At 68.4% G+C, this 23,281-nt stretch carries 16 protein-coding genes; 8 read left to right on the top strand and 8 right to left on the bottom strand.

What is annotated here, in order from left to right; translation table 11 throughout:
• Positions 1–47: 47 nt before the first annotated feature.
• Positions 48–1,316, bottom strand: a complete 1,269-nt coding sequence (locus GV792_RS06290) for a hypothetical protein (protein WP_163822651.1) — start codon at positions 1,314–1,316, stop codon at positions 48–50.
• A 353-nt stretch (positions 1,317–1,669) separates the two neighbouring features.
• On the bottom strand, positions 1,670–2,992 hold the full coding sequence (locus GV792_RS06285; RefSeq protein WP_163822650.1) for an acetyl-CoA C-acetyltransferase: 1,323 nt from the start codon (positions 2,990–2,992) through the stop codon (positions 1,670–1,672).
• Positions 2,993–3,262: 270 nt separating this feature from the next.
• On the opposite strand from GV792_RS06285, the gene GV792_RS06280 reads away from it, so the two are divergent.
• Both GV792_RS06280 and GV792_RS06275 read left to right on the top strand, forming a co-directional pair.
• Complete coding sequence (locus GV792_RS06280; RefSeq protein WP_163822649.1) at positions 3,263–4,618, top strand: 3-oxoacyl-ACP reductase; 1,356 nt, start codon at positions 3,263–3,265, stop codon at positions 4,616–4,618.
• Positions 4,615–5,478 carry a MaoC family dehydratase gene (locus tag GV792_RS06275; RefSeq protein ID WP_163822648.1) on the top strand — a complete coding sequence of 288 codons (864 nt, stop codon included), beginning with the start codon at positions 4,615–4,617 and terminating at the stop codon, positions 5,476–5,478. The genes GV792_RS06280 and GV792_RS06275 overlap by 4 nt, the downstream gene beginning before the upstream one ends.
• 62 nt (positions 5,479–5,540) lie before the next feature.
• Here the strand turns inward: GV792_RS06275 and GV792_RS06270 are convergent, their stop codons facing one another.
• The 3 genes from GV792_RS06270 to GV792_RS06260 form a co-directional block, all read right to left on the bottom strand.
• Positions 5,541–6,794 carry a DUF5685 family protein gene (locus tag GV792_RS06270; protein ID WP_163822647.1) on the bottom strand — a complete coding sequence of 418 codons (1,254 nt, stop codon included), beginning with the start codon at positions 6,792–6,794 and terminating at the stop codon, positions 5,541–5,543.
• 202 nt (positions 6,795–6,996) lie between these two features.
• A complete protein-coding gene (locus GV792_RS06265) occupies positions 6,997–7,596 on the bottom strand; it encodes a TetR/AcrR family transcriptional regulator (RefSeq protein WP_163822646.1) in 600 nt (199 codons plus the stop codon).
• Positions 7,597–7,844: 248 nt separating this feature from the next.
• On the bottom strand, positions 7,845–9,008 hold the full coding sequence (locus GV792_RS06260) for a glycoside hydrolase family 3 N-terminal domain-containing protein (RefSeq protein WP_163822645.1): 1,164 nt from the start codon (positions 9,006–9,008) through the stop codon (positions 7,845–7,847).
• Between the two features lie 164 nt (positions 9,009–9,172).
• On the opposite strand from GV792_RS06260, the gene GV792_RS06255 reads away from it, so the two are divergent.
• From GV792_RS06255 to GV792_RS06240, 4 genes are all read left to right on the top strand, one after another.
• The gene (locus GV792_RS06255; RefSeq protein WP_163822644.1) at positions 9,173–9,640 is read left to right on the top strand and encodes a universal stress protein; all 468 of its coding nucleotides are present in this window, start codon (positions 9,173–9,175) and stop codon (positions 9,638–9,640) included.
• Positions 9,641–9,862: 222 nt separating this feature from the next.
• Positions 9,863–10,957: an isochorismate synthase gene (locus GV792_RS06250; protein WP_163822643.1), complete on the top strand. Its 1,095-nt coding sequence runs from the start codon at positions 9,863–9,865 to the stop codon at positions 10,955–10,957.
• A gap of 210 nt (positions 10,958–11,167) precedes the next feature.
• The gene (locus GV792_RS06245; RefSeq protein ID WP_163822642.1) at positions 11,168–11,338 is read left to right on the top strand and encodes a DUF2613 domain-containing protein; all 171 of its coding nucleotides are present in this window, start codon (positions 11,168–11,170) and stop codon (positions 11,336–11,338) included.
• A gap of 341 nt (positions 11,339–11,679) precedes the next feature.
• Complete coding sequence (locus tag GV792_RS06240) at positions 11,680–15,936, top strand: alpha-(1->3)-arabinofuranosyltransferase (RefSeq protein WP_256673766.1); 4,257 nt, start codon at positions 11,680–11,682, stop codon at positions 15,934–15,936.
• A gap of 16 nt (positions 15,937–15,952) precedes the next feature.
• Here GV792_RS06240 and GV792_RS06235 read toward each other — a convergent pair whose 3' ends face one another.
• Positions 15,953–17,137: an acyltransferase family protein gene (locus GV792_RS06235; protein WP_163822641.1), complete on the bottom strand. Its 1,185-nt coding sequence runs from the start codon at positions 17,135–17,137 to the stop codon at positions 15,953–15,955.
• A gap of 201 nt (positions 17,138–17,338) precedes the next feature.
• Between GV792_RS06235 and GV792_RS06230 the strand changes: the two genes are divergently transcribed.
• Positions 17,339–18,493: a DUF3068 domain-containing protein gene (locus GV792_RS06230; protein ID WP_163822640.1), complete on the top strand. Its 1,155-nt coding sequence runs from the start codon at positions 17,339–17,341 to the stop codon at positions 18,491–18,493.
• 120 nt (positions 18,494–18,613) lie between these two features.
• Here GV792_RS06230 and GV792_RS06225 read toward each other — a convergent pair whose 3' ends face one another.
• Positions 18,614–19,873 carry a polysaccharide biosynthesis protein gene (locus GV792_RS06225; RefSeq protein WP_175583115.1) on the bottom strand — a complete coding sequence of 420 codons (1,260 nt, stop codon included), beginning with the start codon at positions 19,871–19,873 and terminating at the stop codon, positions 18,614–18,616.
• Between the two features lie 128 nt (positions 19,874–20,001).
• On the opposite strand from GV792_RS06225, the gene GV792_RS06220 reads away from it, so the two are divergent.
• Positions 20,002–21,975, top strand: coding sequence for a hypothetical protein (locus GV792_RS06220; protein WP_175583963.1), 1,974 nt, complete (start codon positions 20,002–20,004; stop codon positions 21,973–21,975).
• A gap of 30 nt (positions 21,976–22,005) precedes the next feature.
• On the opposite strand, the gene GV792_RS06215 is transcribed toward GV792_RS06220, so the two are convergent.
• On the bottom strand, positions 22,006–23,169 hold the full coding sequence (locus GV792_RS06215; RefSeq protein ID WP_163822638.1) for a glycosyltransferase family 4 protein: 1,164 nt from the start codon (positions 23,167–23,169) through the stop codon (positions 22,006–22,008).
• Between the last annotated feature and the right edge of the window lie 112 nt (positions 23,170–23,281).

Raw genomic sequence — 23,281 nt, 5'->3', positions numbered from 1 at the left:
CCGTTCGTGCGTACCGGGTCCAGGGCATCGATCGTTCTGCCCACATCTCAGTTCACCGCCATTTCCGCGCCCACCGGCGTCACCTGCATTTCCCGAATCGCCGAATCCAGCAGCTGCGGAATATTCAACAGCGGACGGTGCGATTCCATCTGCACCTCGTACGGCGTGCGCATCACCGCTTCGAGTGCAGGCCAATTGTTGTCGACCTGCCACGTGTATTTCGGCAGCAGCTCGGTGGAGATGTAATCCCAGCGGGCATCGAGCACCGACCAGTTCCAATCCGGCAGCGGCATCGTCAGCAGCGCGGGCCTGCCGTCGGCCATCGTGAACGGGATTCGCACGGGGTTGAATTCGCGCGGCGGAGCCACACCGGCCACCGACGGCGAACCGGCGGCACCGCTGACGTATGTGATGGCCTCACCAACCGCGCCCTTGTATGCCCGGACGTGGTCCCATTGCGCCCCGATGGCCCATTCCTGTTCGCGGCGAAGCAGGGTGGCGTTGCCCGCGGCGATCCGGTCCTTGTCACCCGAGGCGACGTCGCGCCAGGCGTTCATGATGTCGGCGCCGAAGAGTCCGGCGGCCTGGAATTCCTCCAGCGCGGGCAGGCCCTCGGTGACATAGGCGTCATGCATCGGCATGAGGTCGGAGAAGATGTTCTTCTGCATCACCAGGATCATCCCGATGATGTAGTGCAGGTCCTCGGGCGTGATACGTGGTCCGGCCTCGGCGAGTGCGGCCAGTCCACGCGGAAGCATCGCGACGGCCTGCGGTCCCGCGGCCTGCTCGACCGCGCCGATCACCACGCGCGCCGATTCCGACAGCCCTGGCAGCGAGTAGATGTTGCTCATGAGTTCGAAATCGAGGAGGCCGCCACCGAAGTCGGCACCGACCTGGCCGCCCATTCCCGCCCACTGCAATTCGCGGTGCGCCAGCTGCAGATCCTCGTAGTAGCGGTAGGACTTGATCAGGTTCTGCCGATTGACCTCGACACCGTCGCGCGGATTCCATGAGCGCAGGTCGATACCGGCCTTGTTCGTCGCGTCGACCAGCCAGTACTGGTACAGCAGTGCGGCGTAGCGGGTCGGTGCGATGCCCTGCGACCGCGCCTGGTCGAGCAGACCACGCAGCTGGGCCGCGTCATAGGGCAGGTCCGGATGTACGCCACCAGGCCCCGCTTCGGCATTGCGATTGACCAGCGGGAGGTCCAGATAGCGGTCGAGTTCTTCGGCCTCCGCCGGTGCCGTCGCCAGTCCGAGCCCGACCGTCGTCGCGAGCAGCGCCACCGCCGCGCGTTGCAATACTCCGATACGCATCAGCCGTTCAGCCTTCCTCTCCGCACGCTCGATCTTCTTGATCTCGAAATCAAGAAATGCGCGATGTGACAGCACATTTCCCGCGGATAGCCACATTCCGAACTGGCCTGGTCGGATGTCGAAAATACCGATCGATCACCACTCGGCCCCGACAGCCCCAGCAGGTTACAAGCAGGTAAACACACATGGATCAGCGCTTGCTACCTTGCCACGCATCGACGGTCACCGACCGGATATCGAGCAAGATCGGACAAATTGCCCGGTAATTGCCCGGACAACACACAAAAAGGGTGGCATCCGGCCGATCAGCCGAATGCCACCCTCGCCTCTACCCCGTGCGGACGGGGATCAGATCAGCGCTCCAGGATCGCGACGACGCCCTGGCCGCCCGCGGCACAGATGGAGATCAGGGCGCGGCCGGACCCCTTCTCGGCCAGCATCTTCGCGGTCGATGCCACGATGCGGCCACCGGTGGCGGCGAACGGGTGACCCGCGGCCAGCGAGGAGCCGTTGACGTTGAGCTTGCTGCGGTCGATGGAACCAAGCGCACCGTCCAGACCCAGCCGCTCCTTGCAGTACTGGTCGGACTCCCACGCCTGCAGGGTGGCGAGCACGACCGAGGCGAACGCCTCATGGATCTCGTAGTAATCGAAATCCTGCAGGGTCAGGCCGTTGCGGGCGAGCATGCGCGGCACCGCGTAGGTCGGCGCCATCAGCAGGCCGTCGGGGCCGTGGATGTAATCGACGGCGGCAACCTCGGAATCCACCAGATGGGCGAGCACCGGCAGGTTGCGCTCGGCGGCCCATTCGTCGCTGGACAGCAGCACCGCCGAGGCGCCGTCGGTGAGCGGGGTGGAGTTGCCCGCGGTCATCGTCGCGTCACCGGCCTTGACACCGAAGACCGGCTTCAGGGTGGCCAGCTTCTCGATCGAGGAGCCGGGGCGCAGGTTGTCGTCGCGGGTCAGCCCGAGGAACGGGGTGATCAGATCGTCGAAGAAACCGCGGTCGTAGGCGGCCGCCATGTTCTTGTGCGACAGGTAGGCCAGCTCGTCCTGGGCCTCACGGGCGACGCCGAATTCCTTGGCGGTGATGGCGGCGTGCTCACCCATGGACAGGCCGGTGCGCGGTTCGGCGTTGCGCGGGATCTCGATGCCGAGCATGTTCGGGCGCAGCTGGCCGACCAGCTTGAGGCGATCCTTGTTGGTCTTGGCGCGGTTGGCATCCAGCATCCATTCGCGCATGCCCTCACTGACGCCGATGGGCGCGTCCGAGGTGGTGTCGGTGCCGCCGCCGATGCCCGCGTCGATGCGGCCTGCCGCGATGGCGTCACCCACGGTGACGATGGCCTGCAGACCGGTGCCGCAGGCAAGCTGCAGGTCGTGGGCGGGGGTGTAGGGGCTGAGCTTGCTGCCGAGCACACTCTCGCGGATCATGCCGTGCTCGCCGACCCGCTTGAGCACCGCGCCACCGGCGACCATGCCGAGGCGCTCGCCCTGCAGACCGAAACGGCTGACGAGGCCGTCCAGCGCGGCGGTGAACATGTCCTGGTTGGAGGCGTGGGCGTACGCCTTGTCGGAGCGAGCGAACGGAATCCGGTTACCGCCAACGATCGCGACCGGACGCGGCTGCTTGGTGGTCTTGGCCGTGCTCTTCGTCGAACGGGCTTTGCTAGTCACTCGAGTCTCCAAGGTCTCGTCGGGAACTTCCGGCGCGCCCCGGGTGCCGGTGCGGAACCCCTCCACACGTTTCCGCACCCGGTCGCAATCGGTTTACATTAAACTTACTCTGGAGTAAGTTTGTTGTCGATACCGCACCCCGCAATTGTGCGCTCGCGCACCTCACAGACGGAGCCTGCGCCGCTGGTCAGGCAGCCTATGGAGTGATGCGAGCGCAAACAGGGGGACGCACCGACATCCCAGACATCGAGCACAGAAAAGGTAGGAATCGTGGCAGCCAAGAGCAAGGGTGCACCCAACCTCTACGGATCGTTCGTCCATTCCGCCCCCGGCGCCTTCCTCGCGAGCAAGCTGGGCCTGCCGCAGCCGGAAACCCTGCGGCGCTACGTCAAGGGTGAGCCGGCCCTTCCGGGTCCGGTGCTGCTCGGCGGTAAAGGCCGAGTCGCCGAGCCGGTCCGCGCCCTGCTGACCGACTACACCTTCGCCGACACCCCCGTCCAGGGCGCCAAGTACGGCGCGCTGGTCTTCGACGCCACCGGCATCGGATCCATCGAGGACCTGTCGCAGCTGTTCGAGTTCTTCCAGCCGGCCATGCGCAGCCTCGCCGCCTCCGGCCGCGTCGTCGTCATCGGCACCACGCCGGAGCTGTCGTCGAGCGTCGACGAGCAGATCGCCCAGCGCGCGCTCGAGGGCTTCACCCGCAGCGTCGCCAAGGAACTGCTGCGCGGCGCCACCGCCCAGCTGGTGTACCTGCACCCGGAGGCCTCCGCCGCCGCCACCGGCCTCGAGTCGACGCTGCGGTTCCTGCTGTCGGCCAAGTCGGCGTTCGTCGACGGCCAGGTCATCCGGGTCGGCAAGGACGACGCCGTCGCCCCCACCAGCTGGGATCGCCCACTGGATGGCAAGGTCGCGGTGGTCACCGGTGCCGCGCGCGGTATCGGCGCCACCATCGCCGAGGTCTTCGCCCGCGACGGCGCCCAGGTGATCGTGGCCGATATCCCTGCCGCCGGTGAGGCGCTTTCGGAGACCGCCAACAAGATCGGCGGCACCGCGCTCGCACTCGACGTCACCGCACCCGATGCCGCACAGAAACTGGCCGAATTCGCCACCGAGCGTTTCGGCGGCATCGACATCATCGTGCACAACGCGGGCATCACCCGCGACAAGCTGCTCGCGAACATGGACGAGGGCCGCTGGAACTCCGTCATCGGCGTCAACCTCGCAGCACCGCACCGCATCACCGAAGGCCTGGTGGCTTCGGGTGCGCTGAAGGCGGGTGGCCGCGTCATCGACGTGTCCTCCATCGCGGGCATCGCCGGTAACCGTGGCCAGACCAACTACGGCGCCTCCAAGGCCGGTGTCATCGGCATGGTGAACGCCGAAGCGCCGAAGCTGGCCGAGAAGGGCATCACCATCAACGCCGTTGCGCCCGGCTTCATCGAGACCGCGATGACCGCCGCCATCCCGCTCGGCACCCGCGAGGCCGGACGGCTGATGAGCTCGCTGCTGCAGGGCGGCCAGACCGTCGACGTCGCCGAGGCCATCGCCTTCTTCGCCAGCCCGGCGTCGAACGCGGTGACCGGCAACGTGGTTCGCGTCTGCGGTCAGAGCCTGATCGGAGCATGATGACCGAGACGATCACCCTCACCGAGGCGCCGAAGAACGGCAAGCTGTACCTGAAGGCAGCACTCGGCTCGGTACCGCTGGTCTCGGCGCGCAAGCCCACGCTGCCCGATCGCGAGATCAAGCTAGAGGGCGTCAAGGTCGATCCCGACCATCTGGCCGCCTACTGCCGGGCGACCGGGCTGCGGTTCGGTGATTCGCTGCCGCTGACCTACCCGTTCATCCTCACCTTCCCGGTGGTGATGCAGCTGGTCGTGCAGCGCGACTTCCCGTTCGTCGCGGTGGGCGCGGTGCACGCGGAGAACGTCATCGAACGCACCCGCGAGATCTCGGTGAGCGAACCGCTCGATATCACCGCGCATATCGAGAACCTGCGCGAGCATCCGAAGGGTCTGCTGGTCGACGCGATCAGCGAGATCCGGGTGGGCCGGGAGCTGGTGTGGCGTCAGGTCACCACCTTCCTGCACCAGCAGCGCACCTCGCTGTCGGGCGGACCGAAGCCCGAGCCCAAGCCGGACGAGGTGCCGCCGCCTCCGCTGCGCGCCCTGCGCGTCGATCAGCCGACGATCACTCGCTACGCGGCGGCCTCGGGTGACCACAACCCGATCCACACCTCCGCGCTCGGCGCCAAGGCCTTCGGGTTCCCGAAGGCGATCGCACACGGTATGTGGTCGGCGGCCATGGTTCTCGGCTCGATCGAGGGCCGGATACCGGAGCAGGTCACCTACTCGGTGAAGTTCGGTAAGCCGATCTTCTTGCCGTCGAAGGTGAACCTGTACGCCGATCGAACCGACGGCGGCTGGGATCTGGCATTGCGGAACCCGAAGAAGGGGTTCCCGCATCTGACGGCCACCTTGCGCTGAGTTCGGCTGGATTCGCCAGGAGCCGCGCACCTTTCGGGGTGCGCGGCTTCGCGTTCTCCGGCTCAGCAGTCGCAGCCGCACCCATCGCAACAGCACCCGTCGCAGCAACCGCCCCCGCCCTCGCCGCCCCCGCAGCAGTTGCCGCAGTTCGAGCAGCAGTCGACACCGTCGCAGCAATTGCCGAGGTGTTCCTTCCACCAGGCGGGGCGGCGTTCGCCATTGCACGGGTTGGTGTGGTCGGCGCAGCAGGCGTAGCCGGTGCAGTAGATGCCGAGCACAGCGGGCAGCGCCTCGCCGACGCCAGGGCGGCGGGTCGGCGGGCGATGGCCGGTGTTGTGTCTGCGCGCCTGGCCTGTGGCTGCGGGCGGGCGGCCGATGAGCCGACGGGGCTCGGCGCGACCGGCGTGCGGGCCTTCGACGCGCTCACGCCGCGGCACCGAACAGGCGTGCGCCGATATCGCGCCCACGCCCCGTCCGATACGGCGGACCAGGCTGTGCAGCGGGTCGAGCAGCATCCAGCGGACGGCGGGCTCGGCTGCGATATCCGTCGCCTCGATCGACTCGCGTAGACGCGAATTCGACTGGTGCAGCAGCTCATATGCTTGCGTTAGGTCGGTGCCGGTGGCAGCGAGCGGATTGAACCGGCCGCGGTCACGGTCGGTATCGAAGTCCTCGATGGCGTCGACGAGGTGCGCGATATGGCCGAAATGTCGTCCGGCCTCACGTAGCGGCGCGATATTGCCGGGTCGGTCGGCCAGGACCGCGGAGTGCGCGAAGAATTCGGCGGCGCACACCTGGGTCGGGACGGTCAGTTCGTCGAGGGTGAGGGTATGTGCGCGACGTTCCCGATCAGCCTGCGAATCAAGGGCCGCGACAAGCGGTTCCACATCGAAGCCGATTCGCGCTGCCTGTCGGCGGGCGCCATCGGCCCAGCGACTCGATACCTTCGCCATCGGGCGCCGGATCAGCGCGGACGCGTCACCGTCGTCGACGTGATCACGAATCTTGGCCGAGCCGAGCAGCAGTGATGCCGTGGACGCCAGCAGGATTCCCGCCGAACCGGCGGTCGCCACCTGCGCTCGTCGCATTCCGCGCAATGCGCACGGTCCGGCGGTGACCCGCTCGGCCCGTCCCTCCAGCTGCGCCTCGGTGAGCATGCTCAGCACGATGGCATCGGTATTGGTGGCGCTGCGGGCGAGTTGCCCGTGCCCGTCACGTAGGCCGAGACAGAGCCCACACATATGCGCCTGCCACTGCCCCGGATCCACCCCGTAATCCGCCGCGCGGTGCCCACACGGCTTCAGCAACCCGAACAACTGTCCCCTCCGCAAGTCTTGCCGATATCCCCGGCCCCGTAGAACGCACCGAACTCTCGCACCAACCGCGCTGCGCGGCAACCCCATCCCCCGTTCCCGCAGTACATCCCACGCCCCAGCCATCATGAAGCGCGAGTGGCACCTGGCTGCGGCGTATCGCGAGTGGCTCCGTACCGAGGTGCCACTCACGGTCGAAGGTGGGCTACTCGGCCTTCTTGCGGCCGGCCAGACCGCTCCATGCGAGGTCGTCGAGCAGGTCGACCGCTTCGGAGACTTCGATGCGGCCGGTGGCGACGCGGTCGGCGATGGCCTCGCCCGCGCCGATGACGGCCGCCGCGACGACATCGAAGTTGGTGCCGGGCTCGGCGTGCTTGGCGCTGGATTCGAGCAGTTTGGCGGTCAGCTCGATGACGCGTTCGCGGGCGTTCTCGATCTCGGACGCGAAGGCCTGCTGACCGATGGCTTGCCGGTAGAGCACCTGCCAGGAGTGGCGGTTGTGGTCGACGAAGCCGAGGAAGCCCTCCAGCGCGGTGCGCAGCTGTTCGTGCGGGGAGAGCAGGGGATTTCCGGCAGGTGCGACCGATTCGATGAAGCGAAGGCCCTCACGTTGGATGCAGGCACGGAACAGCTCGTCCTTGGAGCCGTAGTAGAGGTACAGCATCGGCTTGGAGATCTTGGCTTCGGCCGCGATGGCGTCCATGGATGTCTCATGGAAACCCTTACGCGAGAACACCTCGACGGCGGCGTCGAGCATTTGCTGCTCACGAACCGCTCGAGGAAGTCGCTTCGTTCCGCCCGCCATCCGCTCTCCTACTACAGGGTGAGCCTTCTATATTACTCCAAGGTAAGTTCTTGGCGGAACGATTTGCCGAGCAGTCGCCCAGAACGACTCATCCGGCGAAGGCCCGTCAGCCGGAATGCGCATCCGCCGCGAAGCCGTGTGCGCGGGCAGTCTAAGCGGCAGATCGCGGCGGTGGATTCCCAGAGTCGGCGACCTCGGTGGTGCGGTGCTACTCAGCTGTGCAGTAGCCCTCGGCAGTGCAGTAGCCCTCAGCAGTGCAGCGGCGCACCCTTGAACCACGCCATCCGCAGCACCGACGCATCCACCTGCGCGATCGGCAGGCGCCCGCTCCACACTGCCTGCTCGAGGCGGTCGAGCACCTGCGGGACGGCGTCGGTGGTGATCCACAGTGCATTGTCGGCACCGGCGACCAGCGCGGCCTCCACCGCCTCCGCGATCGTCATGCGGTTGGTGATGGCAGCCATGCCGCCGAGATCGTCGGTGAAGATCGGACCGTCGAAGGGTGCGGCTCCGTAACCGGTGCCCTTGCGCAGGAGGTCCATCACCGCGGGACTGATGCTGGCGGGGACGTCCGGCGCGGTCAGTCCGGGCACATCCAGGTGGCCGACCATGACGGCCGCGCCCGAACCGACCAGATCGCGGAACGGCACCAGATCGCGGTTCTGCAATTGGTCCAGCGGCGGCGTGCGTACGGCCCCCAGATGCGAATCACCGGAACCGGCACCGTGCCCGGGGAAGTGCTTCATCACCGTGCCGACACCGACCTCACGCATGGCGCGGATGTAGGCGCCTGCGTATTCGGTGACGACCATGGGATCGTCGGAGAAGGAACGGTCGCCGATGACCGAGTTGTCCGGCTGGCTGCTCACATCCACGTCGGGCGCGAAATTCACCGTCACACCGAGGTCTTTGAGCGCCTGACCCCGCGTGAGGGTGGCGTTGTAGAACTCGTCGGTGGTCATGGTTTGCGCGGTCTCGCGGGCCGAGGGCGCGGGTCCGATCAGGTCGGCGACGCGCGAGACGCGACCGCCCTCCTCGTCGATGGTCACCATCAGCGGCACGTTCGCTGCCGCCTTCACCTGCTCCATCTGGCCGCCGGTCAGCAGCGACTGGTCGGTCCAGCCGCCGATGAAGATGCCGCCGACCTGGTGATCACGCACCACCGCCAGTGCGTCGGCGGTGCCGTTGACACCAACGGTCAGCAGCTGGGCGAGCTTCTGGCGGGGCGTGAACTTCGCCAGATAGTCGGCGGAGCAGTCACGTTCGGGTGTAGTGGTGACGCCAGCGGTCGCACCGGCGGTCGCTTCGGTGGCCACCGGACGGGACGTGGTCGAGTTTCCGGCGTCACCGCCGGAACAACCGGTCGCTATGGCAGCCAGCACCGCGAACAGGACGAGAGGCGTCTTCCGCATGTGTCGACGGTAATCCGCGCGCATGTCTCGACGGTAATCCGTGCGGCTGCCACACAGAAGCCCGCGGCATGGCATCAATGCCCGATGAGGGGCGCGGATACCCGGAGCAAGCGAGTTGCCGGAGTAACCTGAGGACGTAGCCATGAGACCACCGGGAGGTCGTCGTGCCCTGCGATCTGATGCTCATCGCCTACGACGGATCCGAGAACGCCAAACGGGCCATCGAATACGCCGGACGATTCCTCACGGCCGATCGCGCGGTGGTGCTGACCGCATGGGAACCCATGGTGCGCCAGGCCGCCCGCATCTCCGGCCTGTCCGGGGTGATGCAGCCGGAATGGGTGCCCGACGAGGAGATCGAGGACATCGCCTACGTCTCGGCTCGCGAAACCAATCGTGAGGGCGTACGCCTGGCCGAATTGGCCGGACTCAATGCCGAGGCCAGAACCGCCGAATGCACCTCGACGATCTGGAACGCCATCGTCGAATGCGCCGACGACCTCGATGTCGACATCGTCGTCGCGGGCACCCGCGGCGCCACCGGCATCCGCGCGCTATTGCACAGCAGTGTCGCCGATGCCGTCCTCAAACACTGTCACCGGCCCGTACTGCTGGTCCCGCCGGGCAAGTGAGCGTACCTCCGCATTCGCTCCGGCCATGCGCGGTCTGCCGACGGACTGCGTCCGGCAGCGCCCGTTATGCGTACCTCCGCATTCGCTCCGGCCATGCGCGGTCTGCCGACGGACTGCGTCCGGCAGCGCCCATGATGCCGCCCTCCTGGCTCCGGTGAGATCTTCGTCGCCCCGGCGGACGTAGCCCAACAACTCCGCGATTCGCGCGGATACCGTCGAGCTATGGACGGGTTCTTGCTGGCTACGCCGGACGGTGTGATCCGGGCGCACGACACGCGCGCCGCTTTCGACGACGCACAGCAGGCGGTGGCAGCACTGCGCGACGGATCGGCCGCGATGGTGGTGGGGGCGCTGCCCTTCGATCCACGGGAAAAGGCGGCATTGACCGTCCCTGGGCGGGTCGAGCACACGGCCGGGCCCTGGCGGCCTGCCGCGGTACCCGATCTGCCCGAGGTCAGGGTGATCAGCGAGCTGCCGAGCCCCGGCGAGCACGTGGCCCGGGTGGCGAAACTGGTCGAGCAGCTCGGCGATCCACGGCAGCCGTTGCGCAAGGTGGTGGCGGCACGATCGGTACTCGCCGCGTCGGAGGATGCGCTCGACCCGGAAGTGGTGGCCGCGCACCTGCTGATCCGGCATCCGCGAGCCCACGTCTATGCGGTGGATCTGACTCCGGCCGGACGTCCGGGCGAGACACTGGTGGGTGCGACGCCGGAGGTGCTGGTGTCCAGGCACGGCAACACCGTCACGCTGCATCCACTCGCGGGCACACTGCCCCGGCTGGCCGATCCCGACGCCGATGCCGCGCAGGCCCGAGAGTTGCTGGCGAGCACCAAGAATCGCGATGAGCACGCGTTCGTCATCGAGTGGATCGCTGACAAGCTGAACCCGCTGTGCTCGTCACTGTCGATCCCCGAGGATCCGGAACTGGTCCAGACCCAGCAGGTCTGGCACCTGGGCACGCCGATCATCGGCACACTGCGCGACCCGGCGCCGACCGCGCTCGAATTGGCGCTGCTGCTGCATCCGACACCTGCGGTATGCGGTACGCCGACCACGGAGGCGCTCGATGCCATCGTCGAGCTGGAAGGCGACCGCGGGTTTTATGGCGGCGCGGCCGGCTGGTGCGATGCCAACGGTGACGGCGACTGGGTGGTGGCGATCCGATGCGCCGAGGTCGCGGCCGACGGCCTGTCGCTGCGTGCGTTCGCCGGCGGCGGGATCGTCTCGGCTTCGGAGCCGCAGATCGAGCTGGACGAAACCACGGCCAAGCTCCGCACCCTGCTCGACAGCCTGAACTGCGCCCTGCCGCCGCACTGATCACCTGGCGACCGGAACCGAGCGCGGGCCCCACCGAACCCGCCGCCGACCAGGCGGTGTGGTCCTGCCAGGCAGCGTCCGTGCGACCGCCGTCACCGGCGGATCCGAAAATACCTGCTCGCTATTGGAGGCCTGCGCATACGCGGATGGCCGAAGTCCTGCTAGGTTGGCCGGGAATACCTGCCTTCCGCGAAGTATTGGAGTGCCCCGATGAATTTTGCTGTACCTGGTGCCGCTAGTGCGGTCGCCGGCGCCGTCCTGGGTGCGATCGCGGTGTTCATCATCACGGCGGCAGTGCAGCAGAACTCCCGCCCGGACATCGACCGCAGCGGCGACGCCGACTCCTCGCTGCTGAACAACGTCGAATACGGCAGCCGCTGATCCACACCCGGTTCGCCTCGGATCGCTCGCGCCCGGCGTGAGCGATCCACCGACCGTGGTGCACGCCGAACCTGTGCAGCGCTACGGTCCGGAGCCCCGTGAGAACACCGCGATCAACCGGTGCCACGGGCAACTATTCGGCTCGACCGGCTGTCGCGCTTTCGTGACCCCGTCACATCGGCGATTCGCCTGGCGTCCACCTCGCACGAGCCCGGTCCTGCGAATGACGCGGCTATCCTCGCGTGTGCTCGATTCGATGCCCTGAGATGCCGACCGATACCCATGAGATGCCCGATGCCACCCGAACCCCAGTGAGTCGGCCGGATACCGACCGGTCGCCCATGGGTACAGGTGATCCGCGTGCGAATACGGCCGACGCCCCCGCTTCCGAGACCGCCCCACTGGGCACACGCTGGTTCGCGGGCACGGTCGTCGCCGCGTTCCTGCTGACATTCCTCCAAGCTCCCGGCCTCACCGTCGCCGACACCAAATACGACCTGGCCGAGAACCCGCTCGGGTTCCTGGACCGCGCTTCACATATGTGGAGCAGCCAGGCGCCGATGGGGCAGGTGCAAAACCAGGCTTACGGCTATTTCTTCCCGCACGGGACGTTCTTCTCTCTCGGCGACCTGCTCGGACTCCCTGCCTGGGTTACCCAGCGGATCTGGTGGGCGCTGCTGCTGCTCGCGGGATTCTGGGGCATCGTGCGGCTGTGCGAAACGCTCGGGATCGGCAGCCGGGGCTCACGGGGAGTCGCGGCGGTCGCGTTCACACTGTCGCCGCGGGTACTGACCACTCTCGGGTCGATCTCATCGGAAACGCTGCCGATGGTGCTGGCGCCATGGGTGCTGTTGGCTCCCGCCGCACTCGGTACGGCTTACCAGCGACGACGCGGCGGTGCGCGATCACCCGCGGGCAGCGCACTGGCGTTGGCGCTGATGGGCGCGGTGAACGCGGTGGCGACCGTCGCGGCGTTCCTGCCGGCTCTGCTGTGGTGGGCTTCCTACCGGCCGAATCGGCGATGGTGGCGCTTCACCCTTGCGTGGGTTCCGCTGCTGGTGCTCGCGACGTTCTGGTGGGCGGTGCCGCTGCTGCTGCTCGGCCGGGTGAGCCCGCCGTTCTTGGACTTCATCGAATCCTCGGGCGTCACCACCCAGTGGGCCTCGCTCGGTGAAGTGCTGCGCGGCACCGACAGTTGGACGCCGTTCGTCTCACCGGAACGCATCGCGGGCGCCGTGCTGGTCACCCAGCCTGCCGCAGTGCTGGCGACCGGGCTGATCGCAGCAGCGGGTATGGCAGGGCTGGCGATGCGGTCGATGCCGGGACGTGGGCGGCTGACGTTGATCCTGTGCGTCGGGCTGGTCGGTATCAGCGCCGGATACGTCGGCGAACTCGGTGGTCCGTTCGCCGAATCGGTGCGGGTCTTCCTGGATTCGAGCGGTGCACCGCTGCGCAATGTGCACAAGCTCGAGCCGCTCATCCGGATCCCGCTGGTGCTCGGTCTCGCCCATCTCATCGCTCGCGTCCCGCTGCCCGCCTCGGTGCCGATGCCGGTCTGGCGCAGCGCGTTCGCCCATCCCGAACGGGACCGGAAAGTGGCGGTGGCGGCATTGATTCTCACCGCGCTCGCCTTGTCAACCTCATTGGCCTGGACCGGGAAGCTCGCACCGCGCGGCGCCTACGACGAGGTACCCGATTACTGGCGCCAGACCGCGCAGTGGCTGGAGCACAATGCCGCCGACACCCGAGCCCTTGTCGTACCCGGTGCGCCGTTCGGCAGTCAGGTGTGGGGTCTGACTCGCGACGAGCCGCTCCAGGCGCTGGCGCAGACACCGTGGGCGGTACGCGACGCGGTGCCGCTCAATCCGCCGGGCACAATCCGCGCGATGGATTCGGTGCAGCGGCTGATCGCCGACGGACGGCCGTCGGCCGGGCTGGCCGCGACATTGGCCGGTCAAGGAATCGGCGTCGTGGTGTTGCGCAACGACCTCGACCCGGATACCTCGCGCTCGACCCGGCCCATGCTCGCTCATCAGGCGCTCGACAGTTCGCCGGGGCTGCACAAGGTGGCCGAGTTCGGCGATCCGATCGAAGCCGGTGTCATTGCCGACGGGCTGGTCGCCGACGGCGATCTGCGGCCCGCCTATCCGGCGATCGAGATCTACCGGGTCGAGATCCCGACCCCCGGCACCCCCGCCGACCTGCGCAGCGGCACCGGCGCACCCGATTCGCTCGCCGGCGCCTATACCGTCCCGCTGAATACGGTGCCCACCGTGCAGGGCGGGCCCGAGGTGCTGGAGCGCCTGAATCGCGATCCCGGCGCGGGTGCCGACCCTCGTCTACTGGCTGCCGACGCCCAGCGCGCCGGACTGCCGATGGGGCCAGTCATCCTCACCGACACCCCGATGGCGCGGGAAGCCGACTTCGGCAAGGTGGACAACCATAATTCGGCGTTGCGCGCACCGGATGACGCGCGGCGCACCCATAACCTGGTGCCCGACTACCCCGTTCCCGGAGCGGAATTGGTGCGCGGTGAATGGACCGGCGCGACCGTCACCGCGTCCAGCTCGGCCGCCGATGCCACCCAGCTCGGCGGTTCCGCGCCCGGCAGTTCTACCGTGGCCGCCGTCGACGGCGATCCCGCGACCGGGTGGGTCAGCAATGGCGCCGAACGCGCGGTGGGTCAATGGCTTCGGCTCGATCTCGATCAGCCCATCCGTTCCGGGCTGCTGCGCTTGACCACCAGCGCGGCGGCGATCGGCGATCCGGTGAAATGGGTTGAGGTGCGCACAGACAACGGCAGCGTGTCCGCCCGTATCTCCGAACCCGGTGCGCAGGTGTCGATTTCGTTGCCCGCCGGTTCGACCAGCTGGCTGACCGTTACCGCTATCCGCACCAAGGACGGCACGGGTGGCGGACAGTTCGGCATCAGCGAACTCACACTCGACGACTACTCGGTGCGCGACGCCCCGGTGCGCGTCGACATCCAGCATCGGACCGTGCTGCCACCCGCCCCGGAGGGGGCTGCCGTCGCTGGCTGGGACCTCGGGCAGGAATTCCCTGGGCGCAGCGCCTGTTTCGACACTCCGGACCGGGTGCGTTGCGGAAAGGGGCTGGCGCTCGCACCCGAGGAAATGGGCGCCTTCCAGCGGACGTTATCGGTTCCCGAGCCGGTGGCGGTCACGCCCGAACTGACCGTGCGCACCCGACAAGGTCCCGCGCTGGAGGCACTGCTCACCGATCCGAGCCGCCCGATCGCCCGTGGTAAGTCCGATGTGGGTGACCTGCGCGGATCAGCCTTCGCCGCCACCGACGGCGACCCACGCACCAGTTGGACCGCACCCGAGGATTCGGTGCGCAACCTACTCGGCGCCAAACCCACTCTGACCATCGAGCTGCCCGAACCGGCACTCGTCGACGGCCTCGAGATCACGCCGTCACTGGGCGGCCTGCCCGCCGCGCCGACCGCGGTGTCAGTGAACCTCGGCAACGGTCCGCAGGTCCGTGAGCTCGACGAGGACGGAACGACCCGGATCTCTCTGCATCCAACGGTCACCGATCGCATCGAACTCAGCATCCAGAGCTGGGCGCCGGTGCTCGACCGCACCGCCCTCGGTTTCGCCCAGTCCCAGCCGCCCGGACTGGCCGAGGTGTCGGTGCTCGGCCCGGACTATCCGGCGCCCGCCGACCCGAACCGGCTGATCACGGTCGGGTGCGCGGACGGGCCGACGGTGGCGTTGGGCGGGCAGGTTTTCCAGACCTCGATTACCGCGACCGCTGCCGAACTGCGTTCGGGTGCACCGGTTTCCGCGCGCGTCTGCACAAGTCCAACGGCTACCGTCGACCTCTTCCCTGGTCGGGTCGATGTGATCGCGGCCCCGACCGAACTGTTCTTCGTCGACCGGTTGCGCCTGGACAACCCCGCGGTCGACCCGGTGCCTGCCGCACCTGACCAGGCAACCGGCCCGCAGCTTCTGGTTCTCCCGTTGAGCACGAACGTGGGCTGGACCGCCGAGACCGAGGACGGACGGGAACTCGAACCGATCGTCGTCGACGGCTGGAAGCAGGGCTGGCTGCTGCCCGAGGGCACGACAGGGCCGATCACCATCGCGTTCCCGGTCGACCGCTGGTACCGCCTGGCGATTTTCGGCGGCCTGTTGCTGCTGATCCCGCTCGCGGTACTCGCGTTCCCCCGCCGCGGCCGCGCCCTCGCCGACGGCCCCGCACCACGCACCTGGCGCACCCGCTGGCTCCCCGCCGTCGGTCTCACCGCCGCCACCACGATCATCTCCGGCCCGGTCGGCACCGCACTCACCGCAGCCGGTCTCGCACTGATGCGCTTCGTCCACCGGATTCCGCGCACCGCGCTCGTTGTCACCGCGGGCATCGGCACCGTGCTCTCGGCCGCCGCTCTGTCCACCGGGCCGTGGCGCTCATCCAGCGGCTATATGGGCGGTTCGCTGTGGGTGCAGTTGCCCGCGCTCATCGCCGTCATCGCGGTCGGGATCGCGGCACTTCCGGTGCGCAGCGCCGAGGATGACGCCGGCAGCGCCGACGACGAGACCGGCCACGACGACGAGGCCGCGCGCCACGAATAGACCGGCCGTCGCATTGCTATTGCTGCGCGGCCGACTCCGCCTTGCGCGCCGCCGCAAGCTGGTCCCGGCGACGCACGTAGCGGCGCACCGGCTCCTCGATGAGGGCGTAGCTCGCCGCGGAGATAGGCAGGGTGATGGCGATGGTCAGGATGAGCACGAGCAGGAAATCGCCGCTGAACGGGATGATTCCGAACACGGGGAAGACGATCGACAGCACCACGAGGTGCCAGATGAAGATGCCGTAAGACCAGCGGCCGATCGCTTGGCACACCGGCGACTCCAGCCAGCGATGCGGCGCCGCCGCGGAGTCGCGCAGGATCAGCGGCGCGAGCAAGGTGAATCCGATCAGCGCGCCGAGCGCCATCTTGGCGGCGTACTGCCACGGCTCGGCGCGCGTCAGCCCGGCGGGCCCGCCGAAGTTCGTGGCCGAGATCAGGAAGACCACAAGGGCCACACTCCACATCAACCACTGATTGCCCGCGATCCGGCGAAGACGCAATAGCGGCCTGCTATCGAGAGCCAATTCGGCGAGCAGCATGCCCCCGGCGAACCACGGCAAATATCCGGGCAGCCAATTGTCGGCGTGAATGGCATCCGGCGTCGGCACCGGAAGGAAATTCCAGGACAGACTGATCACTCCGAGCGCGAGCACCGCCGGAATCCGCGCGCGCGCCGCCGAACCACGCAACCCCGACAGTGCGAAAGCCAGCAGCGGCAGCACCAGATAGAAAGCCACTTCCACCGACAGACTCCACATCTGGGTCAATCCGTCGGTCAACGTCAGGGGGATGAACACCTGCAGCAGCGCGAGATTCGACAGCCATACCCGGAATCCCGCGGTATCGGCCGCGCTCGGCAGCAGCACGAGCACCACACACACCACCACCCAGTACGCGGGCAGGATGCGTGCGGCACGGTGGCGCAGGTAGCGGCCGACGCCGGGTGCCTTGCCGAGGCCGCGGGCCGCTGCGGCGTGCGGGCGCCACAGCAGGAATCCCGACAGCGCGAAGAACACCGCCACCGCCATATCGAAGCGTTCCAGCAGCCTGCCGAGCACCGGCACCCCGGTCGCCGCCGTCTGGAAGGCGACGTGAGTGAGCAAGACACCGAGTGCCGCCATTCCGCGCATACCTTCGAGCGCGGGCAGGAATGCGCGAGGACGAGCCGGGGCGTCCGTTGCGGTGGGTGCGGTCGCGATCATCGAGTCCAGTCTGCCCTGTGGCTTTCGACATGAGAATCCGACATTTCACTTTTCGCGCTAGACTCGGGCGATTTTAGGTCCGATTCCGGCCTCGACACGGTGTGGTTCACGACCGGGCTGTTAGTGTCGGGGCTCACGAGTGCTGCGGCATGCCCACAGTACCGACGGAGCGACCCGTGTTCTACAACGAGGAGACTTTGCATGGCACAGAGTGCCGGAACCAAAAGGACGGTTGCCTGCCTGCTCGTGGGCCTCGGCGCGCTGCTCATCGTGGCCGCGCTGATGATCCCGACTTATACCTTGAGCAAGATGGCGAAGACTCCCCTCGACCTCGAGATCACCACCGTCGCCACCAATGCCGAGGGCACGGAGAGCCTCGTGCTCGACTCCAAATCGTTGACCGCCCCCGAGGGCTCGGCGAAGGTCGACAAGGATGTGCCGCTGGTCTTCCAGCGGTTCGTCACCGTCGAGGAGCCGTCGGACGCGACCGAGATGACCGTCCAGGCGGGCACGACGCTGCGTCGCACCGACAAGCAGGGCGACACCGGCCTGCTGACCGCCGAGGTCGACCGGGTCACCATCGACCGCAAGTCCGGTGAGCCGGTGGACGAGGACCCGAACGGCTCGATCGCGGCCACCGTGAACAAAGAAGGCGAGAGCGTCGCCGAACCGTTCAAGCGTGAAGGCCTGCAGTACCGCTTCCCGATCGGCACCGAGAAGAAGGACTACCCGTACTTCGACCGGACCGCCCGCGTCACCTCCGATGCCAAGTTCATCGAAGAGACCGAGATCAACGGCACCAAGGTCTACCACTTCCAGCAGGTCGTCCCGCCGGCGAACCTGTGGGAAGCCAGCCAGCAGCCTGCCTACAAGCTCACCCTGCCCGCCGCGAAGTGGGGCGTCGAGGGCGAGGGTGACATCACCATGTACCGCTGGTACACCAACACCCGCGACCTGTTCGTGGAGCCGGAGACCGGCACCGTCGTCGACGGCCAAGAGGCCATCCACATGTACTACGGCGAGACCGGCGACAAGCCCCAGGTCACCGCACTGAAGGCGACCCTGGCCTTCGATGAGCCCACTATCGAGTCGCAGCTGGATGTCGCCAAGGAGAACATCGACAAGCTGTCGCTGTTCGGCCGGATCGTGCCGATCATCCTCGGCGTCCTCGGCGTGATCGCGCTGATCGCGGGCATCGTTCTCGGTGTGCGCGGCGGCGGCGCGGCTGCCACCGCCGGCCGTGGCGGTGTGCCGCCCCGTCGTCCGGCGCCCGCGGCGCCCACCACACCGTCGGCCCCGCGCCGTGGTGACGCGGACGCACCGACCGAGACGATCAAGCTTCCCGAGAAGCCCTGATCGCTCAGCGGTAAGTAGCTGAATCAACTCGGCTCCCCGGCAATCACGCCGGGGAGCCGAGTTGTTTTCGTTGGGGCCCGAGGCGCACTCCGGGACCGGCCGTGCCGGCCGAACCCGCGATCAGGAGTCGGATTCAGCCTGCGCTGGTTGGCGAGCGGCGGTGTAGAGCACCACGACCGCGACGATCGCGGTGGTGGCGGCAGCGACGCTCGCGGCGGTGGCGATGAGCGACGGGATGGTGCGGGCGAAGGCCAGCATCAGCACCAGCTCGATCGCCAGGCCGAGCCAGGTGACGGCGGCGAGGGAGGTGCGGTCGACGGCGATCGCGGACAGCAGCGCGCCCTGGAGCACCGCGAGAACCGCGCCGTGCAAGGCGAACAACCACAGCAGGCCCTGAATCGGCGCGTAGTCCTCCCCGGCGAACAGGGGCGCCAGCGGGGCGGCGACGGCCGCGCCGAGCACTGCGATGACGCCGATCCCGGACAATACCGCCAGCGCCGAACGGATCGCACCCGCCGAGTGTCCGGGCTGGGCCATCCGGGGATACAGCACCATCCCGACGGCTGCGGGCAGCCAGAAGGCGATCTTGGTGGCCATGGTGCCGAGCGCGTAGCGGCTGGCGTCATCCTCGTTCAGGACGATCCGCACCACGATCAGGTCGGCCGACGACAACGCCATCAGCGCCGCCTGCACCTGCGCGGCCCGCAGCACCGCGATCACCCCCGCGAAACCGGCGCTGGTGATCGGGGCGTACAGATCGAGCGAGGCCGCGCCACCGACGGCTGCCTCCACCTCTGGCTCGGCCGCCTCCGGCGCGCGCACCGCCTCCGTCGACGCCCCCGCCACGTATCGCGCGAACACGGCCGCCCCGGCGATACCGAACGCCGCCGCCCACAGCGCGGGCGCGGCACCTGCACCCAGCGCGAGCACCACGATCGCGGGAACCACGCGCGCGACTCCCGCAGCGCCGAGCACGACGGCCAGCCCACGGAACCGCCTATTGCCCTGCAGAACGCCCTGCTCGCCGGCGAGCATCACCAGTGCGGGCGCAGGCATGAGCGCGGCGGCACAGGCGACCGGGCTCACCTCCAGCACCATGGTCACGACCGGAATCAGCGCCACCGCCACCGCGGCGACGATCACCGCGCACCGCCATTGCAGACCACGCAGGGCCGCCACGCTCGCGCCGCGCACGAGTTCTCTGGCGACCACGTTCTGCAGCGCCAGCGCGGGCACCGCACACAGCAGTTGCACCGCGAGCAGGCTGGCGAATTCGCTGTATCCGGCGACGCCGAGCCAACGTCCGGCGAGCAATTGGAGCAGGTATCCGGCCACATTGGCCGTCATCGCGCCCGCCGTCACCAAGCTCAGGTCCGCCATTACGGGAAGGCGACGAACAGCAGGCACGCCCGCCATCGTCGCACCCCGACCGGGAATCGCGCGTGTCCACCCCCGATGGCGCCGCATGTCGTCGCCGCCCGCGCCACCAGAACGTAGGGTGCACAGTCGTGAGTGCGCGCGGTTGGAGTCGGAGCGTCCGGTGGGCGGGGGCCCTCCCTGCCACCTACAGCGCGCTGCTGACGCTCGTCATCACGGCGCCACTGCTCGGCCCCGGCTATCTGCTGCTGCGCGACGCGGTGAGCACGCCACGCTCCTACCTCACCGACGCCGCCCTTGGCTTGGGTGACGCCGCGCCCCGCGCCGTCCCGCAGGACGCGCTGCTCGCGGCCCTGTCCCCCGTGCTCGACGGGGGCGTGCTGGTGAAAGTGATCCTGCTGGTCGCGCTGTGGGCCGCGGGATATGGTGCGGCGGTCCTGTCACGGGAACTGCTGAGGGTTCCAGTCGCCGCACAGCTCGTAGCCGTCACGGTGGCGATCTGGAATCCCTTTGTCGCCGAACGGCTCCTACAGGGCCACTGGAGCCTGCTCACGGGGTACGCGGCCCTGCCGTGGACGGCGCTGGCAGCGCACCGGCTGCGTCAGCGGGACAAGGCGAAGGGCAGGCAGGCGCTGCGTGACTGGGCGGTCCTGGCCGGATGCTTTGCCGCCGCGGGCCTGACACCGACGGGCGCACTGCTGGCGGGCATTGTCGGCCTCACCGTCGCGGGCCGCCGAAACCTACCCGGCGCGCTCGCCCTGCTGGTCGCGGCCTCCGCCCCCTGGCTGGTCGCCACCATCGTCTCCGGCGCGGGCACCGAGACCTCCGACCCCGCCGGGATCGCTGCCTTTGCCGCCCGCGCCGAACCCGGCCTCGCCACCCTCGGCAGCCTCGCCGGCCTCGGCGGCATCTGGAACGCCGAGGCCGTCCCCTGGTCGCGCACCACACTGCTCGCCCTGGTCGCGACCGCGATCCTGCTGGTGCTGGTCGCCCTCGGCGCGCGGACAGTTGCCGGAGATTCAGCTCGCCGAACCGGCCCAAGCGCGGCATCGACTCCCGCCGGCTCTTCCCTTACCGCCGCCGAGAACGGCGTCGCGGTAGATTCGTCCCCAGCATCGGACATCGGCGATGTGCCACGGCCGGACGAGGACCGGGCGACACCGATGCCCGACGCCGCAGGCGTGCGCACCGGACGCAGGCTTCTCGGGCTGGCGCTTGCGGCCGTGATCCTGCCCGCACTCGCTGCGACCGCCTTGGGCATGGACGTTCTCGAATGGCTGGTGGTCGAGGTGCCCGGCGCGGGGTTGTTGCGCGACACCCAGAAGTACGTCGCACTCGCTATGCCCGCATACGCCCTGTGTGCCGCCGCAGGATGTATGGCCGTCGCAGCCCGCTTCGCCGGAGGACCTACCGAAGCCGCCGGAGCTCAGCAGCCTTTCCCTGACGCGAGTGGGAACGACCGGAGCGAGTTCGCCAAGGCCGGCAACCACCGACCGTCCTCGGCCGGTCCGGCGATCGCCGTCGCGGGCGTCTTCATCGCCGCGCTGATCCTCCCCCTCATCGACCTGGCGTGGGGTGTCGGTGGACAGATGCAGGCGGTGCGTTACCCGGCGGCGTGGCAGGCCGCCGCCGAACGGGTCGACGGCCCTGGCGATGTCGCGGTGCTGCCGGGCGGGATGTTCCGCCGGTTCCCGTACAGCGGAAACGCTCCAGTGCTCGATCCGGCACCGCGCATGCTGCCGAACGATGTCCTGCAGACCGGTGAGCTTCCGGTACGTGGACAGCGGGTTTCCGGCGAGGGGGCACGTGCACGACAGGTGGAAAGTGTGCTGTTGGCGGGTGGTTCACCGAGTGAGCTCGCCGCGCTCGGCGTCGGCTGGGTGCTGGTCGAGCACCGCACACCGGGTCCGATGGGCGAATCGAAAAACACTCTGGCGCAACTGGAGCCGGTGGTGACCACACCGGATCTCGCGCTCTATCGCGTTCCCGGTGTCATCACCGAGCGCGCAACCGCGCACCGCGCAGCGGTGATCGGCGCGCATCTGCTCTGGGCAGCACTGTTACTGGCGCCCCTACTCACGATTCGGTCATCTGCCCGGCGCTGAAACGACGGCGGCTCGAGGTCTGCTTCGCACTCAGACCGGCGGGATCAGACCGGAAACCTTGCGTCCCTCCGCCGCCGCCGAGAGCACCTGGTACACGCCGTCAGCTGTCCTCCCCCAGGAGAATTCGCGCGCCCGCGAGCGCGCCTTTTCGCCCATGACGGTGCGGGTCGGGGCGTCATCGAGCAGTTCGGCGACCGATTCGGCCAGCTGATCGACATCATCGACGAGCACGCCCGTCACACCGTCGACGATGGAGTCGGTGAGCCCGCGCGAGGATCGGTAGCCGACGGTCGGCACACCGTGCTGCGCGGCCTCGATCACCGCAAGACCCCACCCTTCCTTGCGTGAGGGCATGACGTGCACCCAGGAGCGGGCGAGGAGTTCGTGTTTGCGGCGTTCGTCGACGTGTCCGTGGAAGGTCACCGCGTCGGCGATACCCAGTTCTCGCGCGACGGATTTCAGGTTGTCGGCCCACCAGCCGTCACCGATGACATCGAGCTGCACACCGGGGATCCGGCCGCGCAGCTGCGCGACGGCCGACAGCGCGTCCTCGATCTGCTTGTGCGGCACCAGGCGTGACAGCACCACCACCCGTGGTTCGTTGGTACGGGTTTCGTTCGCTCCCGTTGGGGCGTCGACTGGAACAGGTTCAGCTCCGTTGCGTACCACCGCAATGCGAGAACCGTCGACGCCGAGCGTCGTCAATTCCTCGGCGGACGGCAGTGAAACGGTGAGGTATTGGTTGTCGCGATGCACGCGTGGCGACAGCCGCGATTCGATCCACCAGCCGATACGGCCCACCAGCCGGCCCGCGACGGGCCACTGTTCGCGATGCCCGTGGTGCACGAGCACCACCGACGGCGCTCGACTGGCGGCCCTGGCGAAGAAGGGGATGCCGTTCTGGGTATCGATCACCGCATCGGGTCGTAGACCGCGCAGCGGCCCGATCCCGAGCCGACCGAACGCGATGGCCGCGAGTGCACGCGGATAGACCGAGTAGCGGCCGCCGGCCCGGCTGATGTGCATACCGTCGACGGTCTCCCGCTTGGCGGCACCGGGGTAGCGGGCGGTGCGCAGGGTGACTGTGACCCCGCGGGCCGCCAGGTGGGCGCCGACCTGCTCGAGGTAGCGTTCGCTGCCCCCACCCTGCGGATGCCCCGTGTCGCGCCAGCAGAGCAAAAGGACTTCGCGCACGGTCGAGCTTCTCCGGTCGTCGGGTCCCCGTCGGGAACGTCGGATATCGACGTACACCCTAGTGGACGGGACTGGACAGTGGTCCGATCGCGGCCCTGACCGGCCGCTGACC

The organism is Nocardia cyriacigeorgica (assembly GCF_010868145.1).
GTDB classification, from domain to species: domain Bacteria; phylum Actinomycetota; class Actinomycetes; order Mycobacteriales; family Mycobacteriaceae; genus Nocardia; species Nocardia cyriacigeorgica_D.
Note: the sequence above shows the minus strand (reverse complement) of the source record. Positions and strands in the feature narration are given on the sequence as shown.

Excerpts from the sequence above, each read along its gene's own strand:
- GV792_RS06245 (WP_163822642.1), top strand. The coding sequence starts at position 11,168 with ATGAATTTTGCTGTACCTGGTGCCGCTAGTGCGGTCGCCGGCGCCGTC.
- GV792_RS06225 (WP_175583115.1), bottom strand. The coding sequence starts at position 19,873 with ATGGCGGACCTGAGCTTGGTGACGGCGGGCGCGATGACGGCCAATGTG.
- GV792_RS06230 (WP_163822640.1), top strand. The coding sequence starts at position 17,339 with ATGGCACAGAGTGCCGGAACCAAAAGGACGGTTGCCTGCCTGCTCGTG.
- GV792_RS06235 (WP_163822641.1), bottom strand. The coding sequence starts at position 17,137 with ATGATCGCGACCGCACCCACCGCAACGGACGCCCCGGCTCGTCCTCGC.
- GV792_RS06250 (WP_163822643.1), top strand. The coding sequence starts at position 9,863 with ATGGACGGGTTCTTGCTGGCTACGCCGGACGGTGTGATCCGGGCGCAC.
- GV792_RS06240 (WP_256673766.1), top strand. The coding sequence starts at position 11,680 with ATGGGTACAGGTGATCCGCGTGCGAATACGGCCGACGCCCCCGCTTCC.
- GV792_RS06275 (WP_163822648.1), top strand. The coding sequence starts at position 4,615 with ATGATGACCGAGACGATCACCCTCACCGAGGCGCCGAAGAACGGCAAG.
- GV792_RS06290 (WP_163822651.1), bottom strand. The coding sequence starts at position 1,316 with ATGCGTATCGGAGTATTGCAACGCGCGGCGGTGGCGCTGCTCGCGACG.
- GV792_RS06265 (WP_163822646.1), bottom strand. The coding sequence starts at position 7,596 with ATGGCGGGCGGAACGAAGCGACTTCCTCGAGCGGTTCGTGAGCAGCAA.
- GV792_RS06260 (WP_163822645.1), bottom strand. The coding sequence starts at position 9,008 with ATGCGGAAGACGCCTCTCGTCCTGTTCGCGGTGCTGGCTGCCATAGCG.